Annotated in this window: 18 protein-coding genes; 9 read left to right on the forward strand and 9 right to left on the reverse strand. The window is 59.2% G+C overall.

Annotated features, from left to right (window positions below):
• Positions 1-88: 88 nt before the first annotated feature.
• From GHN92_RS13405 to dinG, 3 genes are all read right to left on the reverse strand, one after another.
• Positions 89-1,234: a serine hydrolase domain-containing protein gene (locus tag GHN92_RS13405; RefSeq protein ID WP_133144838.1), complete on the reverse strand. Its 1,146-nt coding sequence runs from the start codon at positions 1,232-1,234 to the stop codon at positions 89-91.
• 113 nt (positions 1,235-1,347) lie between these two features.
• Complete coding sequence (locus GHN92_RS13410) at positions 1,348-3,699, reverse strand: beta-galactosidase (protein ID WP_133144837.1); 2,352 nt, start codon at positions 3,697-3,699, stop codon at positions 1,348-1,350.
• A gap of 95 nt (positions 3,700-3,794) precedes the next feature.
• Positions 3,795-5,939, reverse strand: a complete 2,145-nt coding sequence (gene dinG / locus GHN92_RS13415; RefSeq protein WP_153380366.1) for an ATP-dependent DNA helicase DinG — start codon at positions 5,937-5,939, stop codon at positions 3,795-3,797.
• A gap of 98 nt (positions 5,940-6,037) precedes the next feature.
• Here dinG and GHN92_RS13420 point away from each other — a divergent pair, with 98 nt between their 5' ends.
• On the forward strand, positions 6,038-6,502 hold the full coding sequence (locus tag GHN92_RS13420; RefSeq protein WP_095019454.1) for a CopD family protein: 465 nt from the start codon (positions 6,038-6,040) through the stop codon (positions 6,500-6,502).
• 743 nt (positions 6,503-7,245) lie between these two features.
• Here GHN92_RS13420 and GHN92_RS13425 read toward each other — a convergent pair.
• From GHN92_RS13425 to GHN92_RS13435, 3 genes are all read right to left on the reverse strand, one after another.
• Positions 7,246-8,004: a hypothetical protein gene (locus GHN92_RS13425; RefSeq protein ID WP_095002973.1), complete on the reverse strand. Its 759-nt coding sequence runs from the start codon at positions 8,002-8,004 to the stop codon at positions 7,246-7,248.
• A complete protein-coding gene (locus tag GHN92_RS13430; RefSeq protein WP_095019456.1) occupies positions 7,997-8,275 on the reverse strand; it encodes a DUF1145 domain-containing protein in 279 nt (92 codons plus the stop codon). Before GHN92_RS13430 ends, GHN92_RS13425 begins: the two co-directional genes overlap by 8 nt.
• A gap of 126 nt (positions 8,276-8,401) precedes the next feature.
• Positions 8,402-9,094, reverse strand: a complete 693-nt coding sequence (locus GHN92_RS13435) for an OmpA family protein (RefSeq protein WP_095002971.1) — start codon at positions 9,092-9,094, stop codon at positions 8,402-8,404.
• Positions 9,095-9,251: 157 nt separating this feature from the next.
• Here GHN92_RS13435 and GHN92_RS13440 point away from each other — a divergent pair, with 157 nt between their 5' ends.
• The 7 genes from GHN92_RS13440 to GHN92_RS13470 all read left to right on the forward strand — a co-directional run bounded on the left by GHN92_RS13440 (position 9,252) and on the right by GHN92_RS13470 (position 15,629).
• Positions 9,252-9,749 (forward strand): DUF6231 family protein, encoded by a 498-nt coding sequence (locus GHN92_RS13440; protein WP_095019457.1) that lies wholly within the window; start codon positions 9,252-9,254, stop codon positions 9,747-9,749.
• Positions 9,750-9,753: 4 nt separating this feature from the next.
• Positions 9,754-10,230, forward strand: coding sequence for a YchJ family protein (locus tag GHN92_RS13445; RefSeq protein ID WP_095002969.1), 477 nt, complete (start codon positions 9,754-9,756; stop codon positions 10,228-10,230).
• 22 nt (positions 10,231-10,252) lie between these two features.
• Complete coding sequence (locus GHN92_RS13450; protein WP_095002968.1) at positions 10,253-10,738, forward strand: LEA type 2 family protein; 486 nt, start codon at positions 10,253-10,255, stop codon at positions 10,736-10,738.
• A gap of 7 nt (positions 10,739-10,745) precedes the next feature.
• Positions 10,746-10,955, forward strand: a complete 210-nt coding sequence (locus GHN92_RS13455; protein ID WP_086795965.1) for an SEC-C metal-binding domain-containing protein — start codon at positions 10,746-10,748, stop codon at positions 10,953-10,955.
• A gap of 202 nt (positions 10,956-11,157) precedes the next feature.
• Positions 11,158-11,799: a glutathione binding-like protein gene (locus tag GHN92_RS13460; RefSeq protein WP_095002967.1), complete on the forward strand. Its 642-nt coding sequence runs from the start codon at positions 11,158-11,160 to the stop codon at positions 11,797-11,799.
• A gap of 80 nt (positions 11,800-11,879) precedes the next feature.
• Positions 11,880-14,342 (forward strand): penicillin acylase family protein, encoded by a 2,463-nt coding sequence (locus GHN92_RS13465; protein WP_153380368.1) that lies wholly within the window; start codon positions 11,880-11,882, stop codon positions 14,340-14,342.
• Between the two features lie 165 nt (positions 14,343-14,507).
• Positions 14,508-15,629, forward strand: a complete 1,122-nt coding sequence (locus GHN92_RS13470) for a succinylglutamate desuccinylase/aspartoacylase family protein (RefSeq protein WP_095002965.1) — start codon at positions 14,508-14,510, stop codon at positions 15,627-15,629.
• A 12-nt stretch (positions 15,630-15,641) separates the two neighbouring features.
• Here the strand turns inward: GHN92_RS13470 and GHN92_RS13475 are convergent, their stop codons facing one another.
• Positions 15,642-15,848 (reverse strand): hypothetical protein, encoded by a 207-nt coding sequence (locus GHN92_RS13475; protein ID WP_095002964.1) that lies wholly within the window; start codon positions 15,846-15,848, stop codon positions 15,642-15,644.
• Between the two features lie 93 nt (positions 15,849-15,941).
• Complete coding sequence (dcd, locus tag GHN92_RS13480; RefSeq protein WP_016779707.1) at positions 15,942-16,508, reverse strand: dCTP deaminase; 567 nt, start codon at positions 16,506-16,508, stop codon at positions 15,942-15,944.
• A gap of 352 nt (positions 16,509-16,860) precedes the next feature.
• Between dcd and GHN92_RS13485 the strand changes: the two genes are divergently transcribed.
• Positions 16,861-17,070 carry a cold-shock protein gene (locus GHN92_RS13485; RefSeq protein WP_002554837.1) on the forward strand — a complete coding sequence of 70 codons (210 nt, stop codon included), beginning with the start codon at positions 16,861-16,863 and terminating at the stop codon, positions 17,068-17,070.
• A gap of 198 nt (positions 17,071-17,268) precedes the next feature.
• Here GHN92_RS13485 and apbC read toward each other — a convergent pair whose 3' ends face one another.
• Positions 17,269-18,363, reverse strand: coding sequence for an iron-sulfur cluster carrier protein ApbC (gene apbC / locus GHN92_RS13490; RefSeq protein ID WP_153380370.1), 1,095 nt, complete (start codon positions 18,361-18,363; stop codon positions 17,269-17,271).
• Between the last annotated feature and the right edge of the window lie 176 nt (positions 18,364-18,539).

Here is an 18,539-nt window from a genome sequence, read left to right on the forward strand (position 1 = left end):
TGATCCGGCTTAACGCCATGCTGCGCGACGGCACAGCATGGCGAACGTGAATGACTGGGCAAGACAGTTGCTGCTACTTAGGGTGTGTCTACAGCGCGGCGTAGACCAAAGGCGCAAGCTTCTGCACCCGCGGGTCCATCAGCACATGGCTGCCCATGGTGGTGGTGACAAAGCCGAAGCTCACCTCCCGCTCAGGGTCGGCAAAGGAGATTTGCCCGCCCAGCCCCACATGCCCGAATGCCTTTGGCCCCATCCGATGGGAGGCTCCCGGGTCCGCCGGCTGCTCCATCATGCAACCCAGGCCATAACGCATGGGCCGCAGCAGCGTGCGGTCCATATCGTTACTGTGCTCGCGAGTGAACTCTGCGAGCAGCTCAGGCCCCACCAGGCGCCCGCCCAGCAGCGCACTGTAAAACCCGGCCAGGCCATGGGCGGTACCGTGGGCATTTACGCCGGGATGGCGATAGGCCCACCAGCGCGGGTCAGCCGTTTGCCGTGATCCCATGGCGGGATTGGTAAATGCAAGGGTCGCGACATGCTCAGGCTCACTGACCATCACGGCACGCAAGTCCTGGGCGTAGTTATCACCCGTTCGCCCTTCAGCGCGCTCGAAAAAGGCAATGCGGTGAAAGTGCTCGGCATCAACGCCCATATGGACTTCAAGGTCGTTGGGCTCGCAGATTCGCTCGTGGATAAAGGTACAGGGGTCGCGACCATCGGCCCGTCGAACCAGCTCGCCAAGGATCCAGCCATAGGTGGTGGCGCCATAACCGACACTGGTTCCCGGTTCCCACCACAAGGGTTCTGCCGCGACGACTTCGGCCATTGCATCCCAGTCGTACATAATGGGCGTGCGGCTGGGCAAACGCAGCGCCGGGATACCTGAGGTATGGCACAACACCTGGCGCAAGGTGATGCGCTCCTTGCCGCCCTGGGAAAACTCCGGCCAATAGTGGGCAACCGTCTGATCCAGCTCGAGCTTGCCCTCTTCCACCAGCATCAGTGCCGCGATGGCGGTGAAGGGTTTGATACAACAATAGGTGTTGACCAATGTGTCGTGGTTCCAGGGCTGGTCGCCCTCCAGATCCGCCACACCCGCCCATAAGTCGACAACGGTTTCGCCGCCCACCTGCACACAAACACCGGCTCCTCGCTCCTGAGGATCATCGAAGATCGCCTCAAAGGCTTCCTGAACGGCTTCGAACCCACTTGCACACTTCCCTTTCGCTTCCATTTCGAAGTCTCCATTCAGTTGGAATGCAAGACCTTAGTTTTAAAGTGGGAATTGAAAAGGAAGAAACCCCTACTGGGCGACGAAATACATCGCCGCCCATCGGGCAGGAAAAATCAGTGCCCCTTGCCCGAGTGCCCACCTGCATGCCCCGCGCCAGAGCGTCCGCCGCTGCCATCATCGGTTGCATGCACAGGCGCCTTGACGGCTTTTTCGGCTTCGGCCTGGGCCTTGGCGGCCTCCTGGCCCAACTGGCCAAGGGCCTGCAGGTTGGCCTTGCGCACGCTGTCGACAAAACCGGTAAACGGCAAATCGGTGATACCGATCATGCCAAAGTGGCCGTTTTCGCCGTCGAGCAACCGGCCTGTGACCGGCTGGTCCAGGTACTGGAACCAGTGCACGCCAACAATCGACGGTTCTGCCACCGCCTGTTTGAGGAACTTGCTGTAAGCCGGGCCACGGGCTTCTTCGTTGGCCACTTCAGTGACGCCGCCCCAGAACGGGCCACGGTCACGGGAGCCGAAGTTGAACTCGGTGATCATTACTGGCTTGTCCAGTTCGCGCAGTTTGCCGAAGTCATAGCCGTCTTGCGGTTGCAGGGTGTAGAAGTTGAAGCTCAGTACATCGCAGTATTTTGCACAGGACGCCACGGCCTCAGGCGTACTGACGGCAAACCGTCCGCCGAGCAGCAAGTGGTTTGGAGCATGCCATTTGAGCGAGTCGGAAATGGTCTTGAAGTAGGTGTCAGCAAAGACTTTCTGGAAATACTGATAATCCGCCTCGATTTGCGGGTGCTCGGTGTTGGGCAAAGGCCCTTCAAAACCCGGATCTTCCATCAGCTCCCAGGCCGGAATTTCAATACCCCAGGCCTTGGAAAGACCCTGCTGGTTGCGGTATTTGTCACGCAGCTGCTTGAGGAAGGCCCGCTTGGCGGGTACATCCGTGGTCATGCGCAAAGTGCCCAGGGCCAATGCATAACGGGATTTCGGGTCATTACCCGGACCGGCCCAGGCCAGTTCGTTGTCGGCAAAGTAACCGATCAACCAAGGATCATCGCGATGATCGCGAGCGGCAATGGCCACGGCGCGCTCGGTGGCCATGGCAAAGCGCGGGTCAAACGGGTCGGGCATGCCGCCCCACCAGTCGGTGCCGGTACTGATGCTGGTGTAGTCCCCCACAATCGACAGCGGCAGGGTGTAGGGCACGCGATCGTTGAGGCCCAGTTCGGGGTCGCTCCAGTTGCCGATGGTGTTGAAGCCCCAGGCTTGCAGGCGATCCAGGGTGCGGGCCTGCCAACGCTTGGCATCAAAGGCTGGAGGTGCACAAGGGCTCACCGGTGCGCTATCCGGTTCAGTTTTAGCCGTTACGCAGGGTTCACCGTAGATGCGCTGCAGGTTGGCGGCATAAAAGTTGTACCAGCGCCCGGCGTCAAAGCCCCTCCCCTGGGTCGAGGCGTTGCCGCTGTTGTTGTTCGCATTGCCGTAAAAACTGGCCAGAGGAGTGCCATCATGGGGCAAATCGGTAAACATCCACTCACGGCCGGCAACATAGGTCTGGCTGTCGTTGGCCGTTACGGCATTGAGGCCCAGCGAGTAAAACGGGTGACCTTCAGGGGTGATCAGGTTCCAGCGGCCATTGCGCTTTTCTGTGCGGAAAAACCCGGTCGCCTCAAACCCCGCGCCCTTCAGCCAGCCACCGTACTTGTCCTGGTCGGCACGCCCGGCCAGCCAACCTTTGAGTTGCTGCTGTTCTTTTGCGGCGGCGGCCTTGAGCTGTTCGTCATTGGCAACACGCTCCGGCCATTTGGCGCGGGTCGACTGGCCGTAGCCGTCGACGATCGCGCCGTACACGGCCTTGATTACGCCTGTGCCGTCCTGCACGCCGAAGCGCTCCAGCAGGATGCTCTGCGCGACACTCGGTTGCGCAATCGACAGACTTACCGACACCACCTGGCTCAGATCGATTTCGCCCTGGCTGCTGGCCAGCAGAATGCGCTGGCCATCCAGCGTCATCGGCATCGGTGGGCCGGCGCGCATGCCCTGGCTGTGGGGAGAATTGGCTTTTAGCGGCAACAACAGGGTTTGCGCCGGGCCGGCAGGCAGGTCGACACGGCTGGTCAGGGTTTTGCCGTTGCTGCTTTGCACGGTCACGTCCAGCGTAAGTGCCCAGTTCATGGCGTTCTGGATGCGCAGGGTCATCATCCCCGACTGCGACCAGTCCCATACCCCGGTTTGCGGAGTCAAACGCAGGCTGGGCGCGACGGCCGGGTTGAAGGTGACGCGGCGCAGCACTTCGCCTTCGGCTGTTTGCTCCGCATTGTATTGCGGCAAGATCGCATCCGTAGTCGCCACTTGCACCACATCGGCAGGGCGAACGAAATTGAACAGGGTTTGTTGGCCAGCAGGCGCCGCCAACAGCGGAGTCGTGACCAGCAACGCAAAAACAGCAGACAGCGAACGGCGAATCATATGGATCTGGTTCTCCCAAACGGCCGAAAATCGGCCTGTGAGGTGGTGAAAGTCAAAGCATAGACAGCAAAGTCGACGATAACGCCGACCCGCGCTTAAGAAATTTCGCGCCTGAACGGCGGCAGTGCATTCAGAATCGCCTTGCCATAGCGCTGGGTGACCAGGCGCCGGTCCAGCAAGGTGATGGTGCCGCGATCCTGTTCGGTACGCAGCAAACGCCCGCAAGCCTGAACCAGCTTGAGCGAGGCATCAGGCACGGATATCTCCATGAAGGGGTTGCCACCCCGGGCCTCGATCCACTCGGCCAGGGCCGCTTCGACCGGATCATCGGGTACCGAAAACGGTATTTTGGCGATCACCACGTGCTCGCAGTAGGCACCAGGCAAATCCACGCCTTCGGCAAAACTGGCCAGGCCAAACAACACACTGGAGTCCCCGCCATCGACCCGCGCCTTGTGCTTGTTGAGGGTTTCCTGTTTGGACAGGTTACCCTGAATAAACACTTGCTTGCGCCAGTCGCGCTCCAGGCCGTCGAATACGTCCTGCATCTGCTTGCGCGACGAAAACAGCACCAGCGTGCCCCGCGAGCCTTCGACCAGCGCGGGCAAGTCACGAATGATCGCCGCCGTATGAGCCGTAGCGTCACGGGGGTCGGCCTTGAGGTCAGGCACTCGCAACACACCGGCATCAGCATGATTGAAAGGGCTGGGCACCACCGCTGTCACGGCTGTTTTGGGCAGACCGGCACGCATGCGGAAACGGTCGAAGGTGCCCAGTGCTGTCAGGGTGGCGGAGGTCACGAGTACCCCATAGGCCACGTTCCACAGGTTGCGACGCAGCATCTCGGCGGCCAGGATGGGGCTGGCGTTGACCTCGATATCAAACAGCGAACCGCTTTCCGCCAGGGTCAGCCAGCGCGCCATGGGCGGGTTGTCTTCAGGGTCTTCGACAGTAAAGGCGGTCCACAGCTCCCAGTTGCCCTGGGCCCGGGACAGCAGGCTGCCAAACAGCGGGTACCATTCCTCGGCCTGGTTGCTGGTGATGCCGATATTGACCTCGCCATCCATACCGTCCTTGAGAATCTCGGTCAGACGAGTGAACAGGTCGGTCAGACGCGAGAATCCTTTTTTCAACTCGATGCCCATTTCACGCATGTGATCGGGAATCAGGCCGCCAATAAAGCGATGGCGCGGACGCTCGCGACCCTCGGGCACTTCGCCGACTTTAAAGTCGGCGATCTGCTCGCAGGCAGTGAACATGAACTGTTGCTGGGCCTTGATTTCTTTGGCCAGCTCCGGCACTTGCTCCAGCAAACGCCCCAGGTCGCCGGGCAACGGGTGTTGGGCCAACAGTTTGGTAAGGTTCTTGGCGGTTTGCTCCAGCCAGTCGGCGGTGGAGCGCAAACGGGTGTAGTGGGCAAAATGGCCAATGGCCTTGTCCGGCAGGTGATGGCCTTCGTCAAACACATAGACCGTGTCACGGGGATCAGGCAATACCGCGCCACCCCCCAACGCGAGGTCGGCGAGCACCATGTCGTGGTTGGTGACGATCACGTCCACCTTGCTCATGCCTTCCCGGGCCTTGTAGAAAGCGCACTGGCCGAAGTTGGGGCAATGACGATTGGTGCACTGGCTGTGATCGGTGGTCAGGCGCGCCCAGTCCTGGTCTTCAAGGGCCTGGGGCCAGCTGTCGCGGTCGCCGTCCCACTTATTGCCGGCCAGCTTTTCGATCATGCTGGTGAACAGCTTCTGGCTGGCCTCATCGACTTCGATCTTGAAGCCTTCTTCCTCGAACAGCTGCGCCGTCGCGGTTTGCGCGTGGCCCTCTTGCAGCAGCATGTCGAGCTTGGACAGGCACATATAGCGGCCACGGCCCTTGGCCAGGGCAAAGCTGAAGTTCAGCCCGCTGTTGCGCATCAGGTCCGGGAGGTCCTTGTAGACGATCTGCTCCTGCAGGGCGACCGTTGCCGTGGCAACCACCAGGCGCTTGCCCGCGGCCTTGGCCACAGGAATGGCAGCCAGGCAGTAAGCCACGGTTTTGCCGGTACCGGTGCCCGCTTCTACGGCGACCACAGCCGGGTCGCCACTGCGGTGGTTTTCTTCGTCGGTGTCGATATCGCCCAGCACCTTGGCCACTTCAGCGATCATCAGACGCTGACCGTAACGCGGCTTGAGGCTCTTGAATTCGAGAAAACGCGAGTAAGCGCCCTGGATCTGAGTTTTGAGTTCGGTACTAATCATGGTTCTTCGGGCGCAAGAAACGCTGGATAAATTTTCAGTGGTTCGAATGACCGCTATCATACCCCGCTAATTCATCCCGCGCCGAACGGAGTACCCCAATGACCGCCTTTGCCCTCGCCTACAGCCTGCATGTACTGGCCGCCCTGATCTGGGTGGGCGGCATGTTTTTCGCCTGGATGATCCTGCGCCCGGCGGCTGTCACGGCCCTTGAAGGCCCGGTACGGTTAAAGCTGTGGGTAGAAGTGTTCCAACGTTTTTTTGTATGGGTGTGGATCGCAGTGGTGATTTTGCCGATAAGCGGTGTAGGTCTTCTGCAAATGCGCTTCAACGGTTTTGAAACGGCGCCGCGCTATGTGCAGATCATGATGGGCTTGTACATCGTGATGGTGGCGTTGTTTATCCGCATTCAATCGCTGCAGTTGCCTGAGTTGCGCAAGGCCGTCGAAGCCCAGGCTTGGGCTGACGGGGCAGCGGTAATGGGGAAAATTCGCCGGCTGGTGGGGTGCAATCTGATTGTGGGGCTGGTGTTGGTGGCAATTGCGGCGGCTCGGCCGACTTTTTAAAAGCCGGATGGGTGTAGCTGCCGAAGGAACGAGGCGGCGTCCGGCTGCGCAGCAGTCGTACAACCATTTAATTACGGGGTATCAGAGGGTTCGTGTTTGCAGTGTTTGCGACGACGACAGCAAGGCATTTGGCCTTTAATATCAGGCGTTTCGTACGACGTTTCGCTTTCGTTTCCGTGAAACTTCCTAGAAAATCCCGTTCGCTTGCGCCGCTTAAAATCGGGGAATAGTCTCGGCCCATCGCTGCAAAGCTGGCCAAGGGTTATGTCGACAAGTTGCTGGACACGCTGGTAACGCACTGAAGCAGCACGCGCCTGATTGGCGACAGGCACGTCGTTTATTTATACGTAGCTGTGCCGCAAATCAACTGATCCACCGGTTACATATCCGGCATTTGCGTCTAACTGAAATATTGGTTTCGCTCTTACAGCGAGTCACTTTGCAAAAGCGGCAAAGTAACCAAAGCGCTTGCGCCCCATCGTACGGCCTTCGCTGCGCTCAGGTTCACTCGCTCCGGTCCTGTTCCGTGGGCACGCCGCCACGGGCCATCCTGGCCCATCGCGACTCTCCCGGCATCCATGCCGGTCGACCCACTCCACAGAACCTCCACTCGCCCTCCCGGGAGGGCAGGCAGATCAAAAGCACAGCGCCCTCGAGGCGGCCGACCGGCCGGCCTGTTTGGAGTGAATGTGTTGCGCAATCTGCGCTTAGCGCCTCAGCGGATATTGCGTGCCGTGCACAGGTTACAACCGCTGGATAGTCACAGCACCTGCCGTACCCGCTTCCCCCGGCTGCCCGGCCAGGCCCGGCTTGCCGGACTTGCCGCCATCGGTGCGATACACCACACAGCCCTTGGCTTTGCCGCCTGCGCCAGCCCGTCCGGCCTCGCCGGGCTTGCCGCCCGTACCGCCGTCAACCCGCACACGGACTTGTTCGGCCGGGTAGTCACGCGGCAGCTCAACCCGCACCTGCCCGCCGGCCGCACCCGGTTGCCCGTTACCTCCATTGTCGCCATTGGCTCCGGAGCCCGCCGCGCCCCAAGTACAGCCTGGCTCTTCGCCATTACCGCCATCAAGCCCGGCAAAACCCGGCGCTCCCGTACCGCCACGGGCATCAATGGACAGTTGCGGCGCTTGCAGTGACTCAATTCGCAGGCTCAGGTCCCGGGCTGGCCGCGCAGGCTTTTCAAAGGTACCGGTGGCGCCACGGGCATTGATCTGGCTGCCCTCGCCCAGTTCGGCACGCGCCACCCGCAGCGCGATGCCGTGCTCGGCAGGAACGATAGTGATGCGTGCTTCACGACCCAGCTGCAGTTGGTCGATATCGACCTGGGTGATCCCCGCTGGAATCAATAACGTCCCGTAGTCAGCAACATCAAGCTTTTCCAGGCGCAATACACTGACGTTAGCGGGCAGGCGCATCATCGAGTTGGCCTCGACCGAGACGACCTCGGCCTGAGCAAAAGGGCTGCACAAGGCAGCCAACAAACATAACTTACGCATGGCTGGAATCTCGTTCGCGGGAGGCAGGAAGGGTATGTGCGTGAAAAATTCCAAACACAAGAATCAACAGGCGATCACGCCAGGGATGGCGGCGGCCTTGCAGGCGACCTTTGAACAAGAGCACCTCAAGCCCATGGGTCAGCACCAACAGGCTGCCAACAAGGTTGATCAGCACATCGAACGGGTAGACCAAGGGCTGGTACAGATTACTCAGCACCAAGGCCCAAACTATCAGTGTCAATGCTTTACCCAGCCCCCAAAGCACCCTCATACATCCGCCTTTAGCATGTTCTTTGGCGCACATTAACGGCTTGTACAAGCAGGACGCCATAGACCGTCATAAAAAGATTCGCCGCAACTTCGACTGGCCCGGGCAAAACCGCGGCGATACCAAGGGTTAACGAATGATCAGAATCTCGGTACGTCTGTTTTGGGCGCGGCCCTCAGGGGTCTGATTGCTGGCCACAGGGTTCGACTCACCGGCTCCCTCCACGGAAACAAACTGGCTGCGCGGTACACCGCTGTCGATCAAGTACTCAACCACCGACTGCGCCCGTGCCTTGGACAGTTTCAGGTTGTAGGCCTCATTGCCCACACTGTCGGTATACCCTGTGACCTTCAACTGGGCGTTGGCGGCGTCTTTTTTTAGGCGCGCGGCTATGATATTGAGCTTTTCCTTGTCCGCCGCAGTCAACCGGGCAGAGTTGAATTCGAAATTCACATCACGTACTACAATGGCCTCTTGCTTGACGACCACCACTTCTTCAACCACCACCACGGCCACAATCGGGCAGCCCGCAGCATCGACTTTCACGCCTTGGGGCGTATCAGGGCACTTGTCGCGACTGTCCGGAACACCGTCGCCATCCGCATCGCCGTCACCGTGTACCCAACAGTAAGCCGCGGCCATGCCCGCACCGAATACGGCACCACCCCCCGCCCAGGCCGAGCTTTTTATTGCACCCAAGGCCGCCCCGCCCACACCGCCGACTGCAGCACAGGTGGGCCAGTCAGTTTTTTGCAACCCGGCACAGCCCGTTAATACGCCGGTGAGAACAACCAGAGGTACTGCTGTTCTTATGATGCTCATAAAAGGGTCTCTCCTGAGGGGCGGCGTTTGGCCGATGCAAGGCAAAGTAAAGACTGCGCTCAGGGTGTGCGCCAGCAAAGTGACAGTAGCGGCAACAGCCCACTAGGCCGCGCGGCTTGCGCAGGCTAGTCTTGGACGCTCTAAGTGAGGACCTTCGATGACGCCCGGTATTTCTACACGTACACCCCAGCAAGCGCTGGCGGCCTTGCTGGATCGTTATGCGCCACAACGCCTGCTCGTGGTCGGGGCCAGCAGTTTCCCGGCACTGGCCGCCTTCGAGGCTGCGCACCCCGGCGCACAGGTGGCCCGAGCAGCGCCTGGCCCGTTGCCCGAAGACCTGGCAGCGCAACGCTTTGACCTGGCACTGGTGATCGACTGCCTGGAGCACCTGCCCAAAAACAGCGGGCTGCAATTGCTGGGCGGCATTCGCAACCTCAATGCCAGTCGCATTGCCGTGCTGGCGGATCTCACAGCCTGCAATTGGAAAGAAACCGACTTTTACGCCCTTGCTTTACAAAGCAATGAGAGGTTTCAGCGTGACGAGCAAGTCCTGACGCTCTTTACTTACGACTTGCGCGAATACAAACAAGTACCCGACTGGCTAAACGCCAGGTTTTGGGCAAACCCGGAAAACTTTGGCAAGTATTGGTGGTAACCCGATGAGCACATCCATTTGCCCCTGCGGCAGCGGCAACCTGCTGGAAGCCTGCTGCGGGCACTATCATGACGGCCACCCGGCCCCGAGCGCCGAAACCCTGATGCGCTCACGCTACAGCGCCTATGTATTGGGGCTTGTCGACTACCTGGTCAGCACCACCCTGCCTGTGCAGCAAGCCGGGCTGGATCGCCAGTCCATTGCCGACTGGAGCGCGCAGAGCACCTGGCTGGGCTTGACCGTTGAAAGCAGCGAAGTGTTCGGCGGCCAACCGGAACACGCCTTTGTGACCTTTACTGCACGCTGGCACGACGCCAATGGTGAGCACAGCCACCGCGAGCGCTCATCCTTTGTGCAAAGCGCCGGGCGCTGGTACTTCATCGACCCCACCGTACCGCTCAAGGTCGGGCGCAACGACGCTTGCCCATGCGCCAGCGGGCTGAAGTTCAAAAAATGCTGTGCCGGTTTTTTCGGTCAATAGGCTGGACTCTGAGGGTTAAACAATGGACGTGCGGGCCCGAACAATAAAAACAATCGCCCTGGCCATGCTGCTGATGGTATCGGGATGCACCTCCTGGTTCGACTCAGGCGACAAGGACCCGGACGTGCATCTGGAAAAAGTCGAACTGGTGCAGGCCAAGCTGCTGGAGCAGCGCTTCAGGCTGCATTTTCGGGTCGACAACCCCAATGACTCGACACTGACCGTACGCGGCCTGAGCTATGCCGTGTATCTGGGCACCATCAAGCTGACCGAAGGTGAGAACGAACACTGGTTCAGCGTGCAACCCAACAGCAGCGCCATGTACGTGATACCGGTGCGTACCAACCTCTGGCCGCAGGTGCGCCCGCTGGTCAATTTGCTTGAAACACCCGACCAGCCAATCCCCTACCGACTCGAGGGCACACTGCAAACCGGGCTGTTCTACGGTTACGACGTGCACCTGACGCGCAAAGGCGAGATAATCCCCGGCGATTTTATTCCAGAGTGATTGAGCAATGACCCAACAACCCCACGTTCATGGCCCCGACTGCAACCACGATCATGATCATGGCCACACCCATGACCACGATCACGGTCATGTACATGGCCCGCATTGCGGCCATGCACCTCAAGAGCCTGTGCGCAACGAGCTGAAAGACGTTGGCCGCAACGATCCCTGCCCGTGCGGCAGCAGCAAGAAATTCAAGAAGTGCCACGGCGCCTGATCCCTCGGGACGCTTTGCAAACGCCGCACAGGGTCCAGTGTCCTGTGCGGCGTTTGTGTTTTTGCTTTATGAAAAAGTGCGTCACAAACCATGACCTGCTTTCATCCGACGCGCTTTTGGGGGTAAAACTGACAGCCCACAGTCGATGACCGCCTCTGATGGTCGTCAGGTGCTGGGTGAACATTCCCTTCTGGAGCCCTTCATGATCGATCTTTATTACTGGACCACTCCCAACGGCCACAAAGTCTCATTGTTTCTTGAAGAAGCTGGCCTGCCCTACAAGGTTCATCCGATCAATATCGGCAAGAATGAACAGTTTGCTCCGGACTTTTTGAAGATAGCCCCGAATAACCGCATCCCGGCCATTGTTGATCAGGCACCGGCCGACGGTGGCGAGCCACTGTCCTTGTTCGAGTCCGGCGCGATCCTGCTGTACCTCGCGGAAAAAACCGGGCAATTTTTACCAAAGGACCTGCGCGGCCGGCAAATGGCCCTGCAATGGCTGTTCTGGCAAATGGGTGGCCTGGGGCCAATGGCCGGGCAAAATCATCACTTCAACCGCTTCGCACCGGAAAAAATCCCGTATGCGATCAAACGCTACACCGAAGAGACGGCCCGTTTGTATCGCGTATTGAACAAACAGCTGGAAGGCCGCGAGTTTGTTGCGGGTGACGAATACAGCATCGCCGACATGGCGATTTACCCGTGGATCGTGCCCCATGAATGGCAGGGGCAGAACCTGGATGATTTCCCGGCCCTGAAGGCCTGGTTCCAGCGAGTCAAGGCGCGCCCGGCTACAGAACGTGCCTACGCACTGGTGGATAAAATCAACCCGCCGAAGTAGTGCATATAGCGCTTGCACGGTGTCATCGGCCTCACTAACGTAGCGGCTTTCGATGACACCACCCCCGCAGGAGCTTTGCCATGGCCTCGCCAGCCTTTACTTCTTTACTACCCCGGTTCGGCGTTGCCGCGGCAATGGTCAGCCTGCTGGGCCTGGCCGGTTGCCAGATAAACAACCATGCCACTGAAAGCCTGGTGCCAGCCTCTGGCGTGCAACCGCTCAAGGGCCTTGCACAGAACGTGTCGGTACGCCGCAACATCCAGGGCATGCCGCTGATCGAAAGCAGCAGCTTCCATGACGCCCTGTTCACCCTGGGTTATGTGCATGCCGGTGACCGAATCAGCCAGATGGTGCGTTTGCGCTTGCTGGCCCAAGGCCGCTTGGCCGAGCTCAACGGCGTTGATGCACTGGAAAGCGACCGGTTGATGCGCACCGTCAATCTGAAAAAGAACGCTGACGAGCTTTATAAAAGCGCCTCACCGCGACTTAAAAAGTTTTTCGAAGTCTACGCTCGCGGAGTCAACGCCTACCTGTTCCGCTACCGCGACAAATTGCCGGCCGATCTGGCGCAGGCCAGCTACAAGGTCGAGTACTGGAAACCCGAGGACTCGGCGCTGATTTTCAGCCTGTTGAACTTCGGCATGTCGGTCAACCTGCAAGAAGAACTCAACGCCCTGGCCCTTACGCAAAAAGTCGGCACCGACAAACTGCCCTGGCTGATGCCAACCTATCCCAACGAAGCCCTGCCCAGCAGCGAAGCCGACAAGCTCAAGGGCCTGGCCCTGGGCAGCCAGTTGCAAGGCTTGAGCGGCGTGTCCCAGGCCCTTGAACAGGTGAAGCAACTGAGCCTGCCAGGTGTCACGGCATCCAGCGACTGGGCCATTGGCCCGCAGCGCAGCCGCAGTGGCAAGAGCCTGCTGGCCAACGATATCCATCAACCCATAGGCGTGCCTTCGGCCTGGAACTACGTGCAGATTCGCGCCCCCAAATACCAGGCTGCCGGGGCAACCATTGCGGGCTTGCCGACCCTGTTTGCCGGGTTCAACGGCAAGGTGGCATGGGGTATGAGCATGGCCATGGGCGACAACCAGGATGTGTTCCTGGAGAAGCTCAAACGCCAGGGCAGCAGCCTGTACTACATGGCGAACGGCAAGTGGCTACCGGCGACGGTGCGCAACGAAACCTTTTTCGTCAAAGGTCAGCGTCCGATTCGCGAAGTAATTTACGAAACCCGCCACGGGCCTTTGCTCAACAGCACCCTGGGCAGCCCCAATGCCCTGAACAGTAGCCTGGGCCTTGCCCTGCAAACCCCGGACTTGCAGGGCGACAAAACCCTCGACGCATTTTTTGACCTGTCCCGTGCCCAGAACAGCGAAAAAGCCTCGGATGCCAGCCGTGAAATCCGCGCTGTGGCGCTGAACCTGCTGTATGCCGACGCCAACCATATCGGCTGGCAAGTGACCGGGCTCTACCCCAACCGCCGTGAAGGCCTTGGCCTGTTCCCGTCGCCGGGCTGGGATGGCCGCTACGATTGGGAAGGTTACGCCGACCCGATGCTGCACCCCTACGACCAGGACCCGACCCAGGGCTGGCTGGGTACCGCCAACCAGCGTACGGCCGCCTATGGCTACGGCATGCAACTGTCCAACTCGTGGCTGTCACCTGAGCGCAGCGAACGCCTTGCGCAACTGGCAGGCAGTGGCAAACAGGACGCCCGCAGCATGATAGCCATGCAGTACGACCAGACCACGCTGTTCGCAGCCAAGCTGAAAACCATGTTCAGCGCCCCCGGCATGGCACAGCCTCTGAAACAGGCGATCGCGGCATTGCCCGCGCCAGAACAGGCCAAAGCCCGTGAAGCTCTTGGCCGGCTGATGGCATTTGACGGCAAGCTCGGCGCCAACTCGGCCGATGCGGCAGTGTACGAACTGTTTTTGCAGGAAAGCACCCGGCAGATCTTCCTGGATGAACTGGACCCCGAGAACAGCGCCAGCTGGCAGGCATTTGTGGCCAATAGCAACCTGTCTTACCCGGCGGTAGCCGATCACTTGCTGGGCCGCGAAGACAGTCCTTTCTGGGACGATAGCCGCACCACGCAAAAAGAAGACAAACCGGCCATTCTGGCCCGCAGCCTGGCCGGGGCGATCAGCATCGGTGACAGCCTGATGGGCAACGATCACAAAGCATGGCAGTGGGGCAAGCTGCATCAGTACGTATGGCGCAATGCCAACGGCCAGACTGTTCGCGCCCCCGTTATGGCAGGCGGCGATCATACGACCCTCAATACGGCGGCCTACCACCTCGCGGGCGCAAACTTCGAGGTGACGCAGATACCGGCCATGCGCATGATCATCGACTTCGGCCAGGTCGAACCGATGATGGCGCAAAACAGCACCGGGCAATCGAGTAACCCGGCCAGCCCGCACTACACCGACGGTATCGATCCGTGGCTCAAAGGGCAGTACATCAGCTTCCCGATGCAGCCGCAGAACTTCGACAAGACCTACGGCAAGACCCGTCTGACCCTGGTTCCGGGCAAGTAACCGAGAGCCACAGCCTGCCCTCTCATGCACAAAGCCGGGAGAGGGCATATGCTGAGTAAAAGGTGCAATTTTTCATTTGTATGTCGCCCATAATATGCTTCGATTGGGGCGACTGGCACAGCGCTACTGTCTGGCCATCTGAACTTGGCTCACAAGGACGTCTCCATGCAGCGACATCAAATTCATCCTTTGCTGGCACCTGTCCCGGGCACTGAACGGCTTATTCACAGTTTTCATTACGGGCCTGCCCAGCCCCGAGGCAAGATCTATATCCAGGCCTCACTGCACGCGGATGAATTGCCCGGGATGCTGGTCGCCTGGCACCTCAAGCAGCGCCTTGCAGAGCTTGAGGTGGCGGGACGGTTGCTCTTTGAGATAGTCGTGGTACCAGTGGCCAACCCGGCTGGCCTTGAGCAGGTCTTGATGGATATCCCGCTGGGGCGTTACGAGCTGCAAAGCGGGCAGAACTTCAATCGTAACTTCCTGGACCTGAGCACGCAGATTGGTGATGAGCTTGAAGGCCAGCTCAGCGATGATCCCGCACAGAACCTGCAATTAATCCGCCGTCGCTTGCGCGAACTGCTGTCAGCGCAAGTGCCGACAACGCAGTTGCACTCCCAGCGCCTGACCCTGCAAACGCTGGCCTGCGATGCCGATATGGTGCTGGACCTGCACTGCGACTATGAGGCCGTACCCCACCTGTACACCACGCCTGAAGCCTGGCCGCAGGTCGAACCGCTGGCGCGCCACCTCGGCGCTCAAGCCAGCCTGCTGGCAACGGACTCCGGCGGGTTGTCGTTCGATGAGTGCTTCACCCTGCTGTGGTGGCAACTACAGCAGCGTTTCGGTCATTGCTATGCGATTCCCCAGGGCAGCTTTTCCGTAACCCTGGAATTACGCGGCCTGGCAGATGTGAACCACAGCCATGCAGGGCACGACTGCCAGGCGCTGATTGATTATCTGATCGATTTTGGCGCGATTGACGGAGAATCCGTGCCTTTGCCACCCCTTCTCTACCCCGCCACCCCTTTGGCCGGCGTAGAGCCCGTGGCAACACCGGCAGGCGGGCTGCTGGTGTTCAATGCCAGGCCGGGGGAGTATCTGTGCGCTGGCCAGTTGATTGCCGAGATCATTGACCCCATCAGCGACAAGCTCACACCGGTTTACTGCGCCAGCGCAGGTTTGCTGTATGCCCGCTCTCAGCGGCGAATGGCCACCGCAGGCATGGTGATTGCCCACGTGGCAGGCCGCGAAGCCTATCGTAGCGGTTATCTGCTATCGCCTTGAGCCACTACGGGATCAGGCAACCGGCGCAGGCGGAGGCTCGTCAGGCAGCGTTGGCACGCCCGGTTCGGGTTCGATCGGTTGCGGGCTGTCCGGGTCAGGCTGGCCGGGGATGCCACCTGCATGCAGCTGTGGAAAGGCCAGCAGAGACCAGGCCAGCAGCCCGACCTGATTGGGCTCGAGGTTTGCCAGTTGGGCGCGGATACTCGGATCAATCTTCATAAGGCACTCCTGAGCGATGATCCGGCTCGCTGGATGCGTAACCGGAAATACACTCAATAGAGTGCATTTGCGCTCAAGAATTCCCTCTGTTCGTCAGGTGCGAGGCAAGGTCACGCCGCGCTGGCCCTGATACTTGCCGCCACGGTCCTTGTACGACACTTCACACTCTTCGTCAGATTCGAAGAACAGCATTTGTGCCACGCCTTCATTGGCGTAGATCTTGGCCGGTAATGTCGTGGTGTTGGAAAACTCCAGGGTCACATGACCTTCCCACTCGGGCTCAAGTGGCGTCACGTTAACGATGATGCCGCAACGCGCGTAGGTACTTTTACCCAGGCAGATGGTCAGCACATTGCGCGGAATACGGAAGTACTCAACGGTGCGTGCCAGGGCGAAGGAGTTTGGCGGGATGATGCAAACGTCGCTGGTGACATCGACAAAGCTGCCCGCGTCGAAATTTTTTGGATCAACGGTCGCCGAGTTGATATTGGTGAAGACCTTGAACTCGTTTGCGCAACGAACGTCATAGCCGTAGCTCGAAACGCCGTAGGAGATCAGACGGTTCTCGCCTTCTTCACGCACCTGACGCTCGACGAAAGGTTCGATCATGCCGTGCTCTTGCGCCATGCGGCGAATCCACTTGTCTGGTTTGATGCTCATGGCGGGTGTCCTGAATAGCGAGGTAGAAAATTCTGTTGGGCATCTTACCGCCCCCCAAGGCCCTGTTCAAAAATCTGGGGAAAAAATATCGAAATTAGCTTGAGATCCCCTGAATACAGGGTGTGAGGGCAACCGTCAGTCACGTTTTTGAATAATCCTTCGCAAAGACCCTTTGCACGTTCGGAAAAAAGCGTTAAGGTGGCGCCACTGTGTTGCTTGTGTCACTGAGAATCTCTACACGATATGTTGAATTTCGATCCAACCATCTCCAAGAATTTTTCCTGCTCTTTGCACTCAGTCTCGGCCAGGGCTTTTCCTGCGTCGCAGTTATCTTTGTTCAAGGAGTTACACCATGTCTAATCGCCAAACTGGTACCGTTAAGTGGTTCAACGATGAAAAAGGCTTCGGCTTCATCACTCCACAATCCGGTGACGACCTGTTTGTTCACTTCAAAGCTATCCAATCCGACGGCTTCAAAAGCCTGAAAGAAGGCCAACAGGTTTCTTTCATCGCTACTCGCGGTCAGAAAGGCATGCAAGCTGAGGAAGTTCAAGTTATCTAACTTGTACTGATCCAGTAAAAAACCCCGCCCTTAAAAGCGGGGTTTTTTTATGCCCGTAATAAACCCAGGCACGATTTTGTAGTCGCTGAAGAGGCACGAGGCGGCGATGGGCTGCATAGCGGCCCCAATTTCTGAAGGCCCTGGGGGCCTTATCGCAGCCTCGTACCTCGTCAGCGACTACAGGTATTGCATCGCAATTCAGTCGTCAGTGGTCGTAATGGTCGGCATAGCCTGCGAAGCCGCTTCATGCAGGACAATACGCGCACCCACCTGTCGGGCCAGCTCCTGATAGATCAAGGCAACCGGGCTGTTGGGGTCAGCCACCGCTGTTGGCTTGCCATTGTCGGCCTGCTCGCGGATTTCCATCGACAGCGGCAGCGAGGCCAGCACCTCAACGCCATATTGCGTTGCCAGCTTCTCCCCCCCACCCTCACCGAACAGATGCTCTGCGTGACCACAGTTCGAGCAAATGTGTACCGCCATGTTCTCCACGACACCCAGCACCGGAATGTTGACCTTGCGGAACATCTCGACACCCTTGCGTGCATCCAGCAAAGCCAGATCCTGCGGCGTGGTCACAATCACCGACCCGGTCACCGGGACTTTCTGTGCCAGGGTCAGCTGGATATCGCCGGTACCCGGTGGCATATCAATGACCAGGTAATCAAGGTCATTCCAGGCCGTTTGTGTCACCAGCTGCAGCAACGCACCCGACACCATCGGACCGCGCCACACCATCGGCGTGTTGTCGTCAGTCAAAAAGGCCATCGACATGACTTCAACGCCATGGGCTTCGATGGGCACGAACCACTTCTGATCACGAATCTTCGGCCGCGTACCTTCAGCGATGCCAAACATCACGCCCTGGCTCGGACCATAAATATCCGCGTCCAGAATCCCCACCCGCGCACCTTCACGGGCCAGCGCCAGTGCCAGGTTGGCTGCGGTGGTGGACTTGCCGACACCGCCCTTGCCGGAAGCCACGGCCACAATGTTCTTCACATTGGCCAGGCCCGGGATTTGCGCCTGCGCCTTGTGCGCCGCAATCACGCAGTTGATCTCGACCTTGGCCGAGGTCACGCCATCCATGTTTTCGATGGCGGTTTGCAGGATCTGCGCCCAGCCACCCTTGAACAGACCGGCGGCATAACCCAGTTCAAGCTGAACACTGACGCGCTCACCCTTAACCTCTATGTTGCGGATGCATCCGGCACTGACCGGATCCTGATTCAGATAAGGGTCGGTGTATTGGCGAAGGACGGCCTCCACCGCTGCGCGATTAACTGCGCTCATGGGCAACTCCCGTAAAGACTGAGTAAAACAGGCCGCTATCGTACCTGTAATAAACCACCGGCAGCAGGCTTTTGAACCGCACAAAAACAGCACAAACGATCAGATACGCCAGCACGGGGTGAAATATATTGCCCGGCGCTTTATAGTGGCCGACCACCGTCTCATCAAGTAGCCGA

Origin of the sequence: Pseudomonas sp. FSL R10-2964 (assembly GCF_009600035.1) — a bacterium.
Classification (GTDB): Bacteria; Pseudomonadota; Gammaproteobacteria; order Pseudomonadales; family Pseudomonadaceae; genus Aquipseudomonas; species Aquipseudomonas bubulae.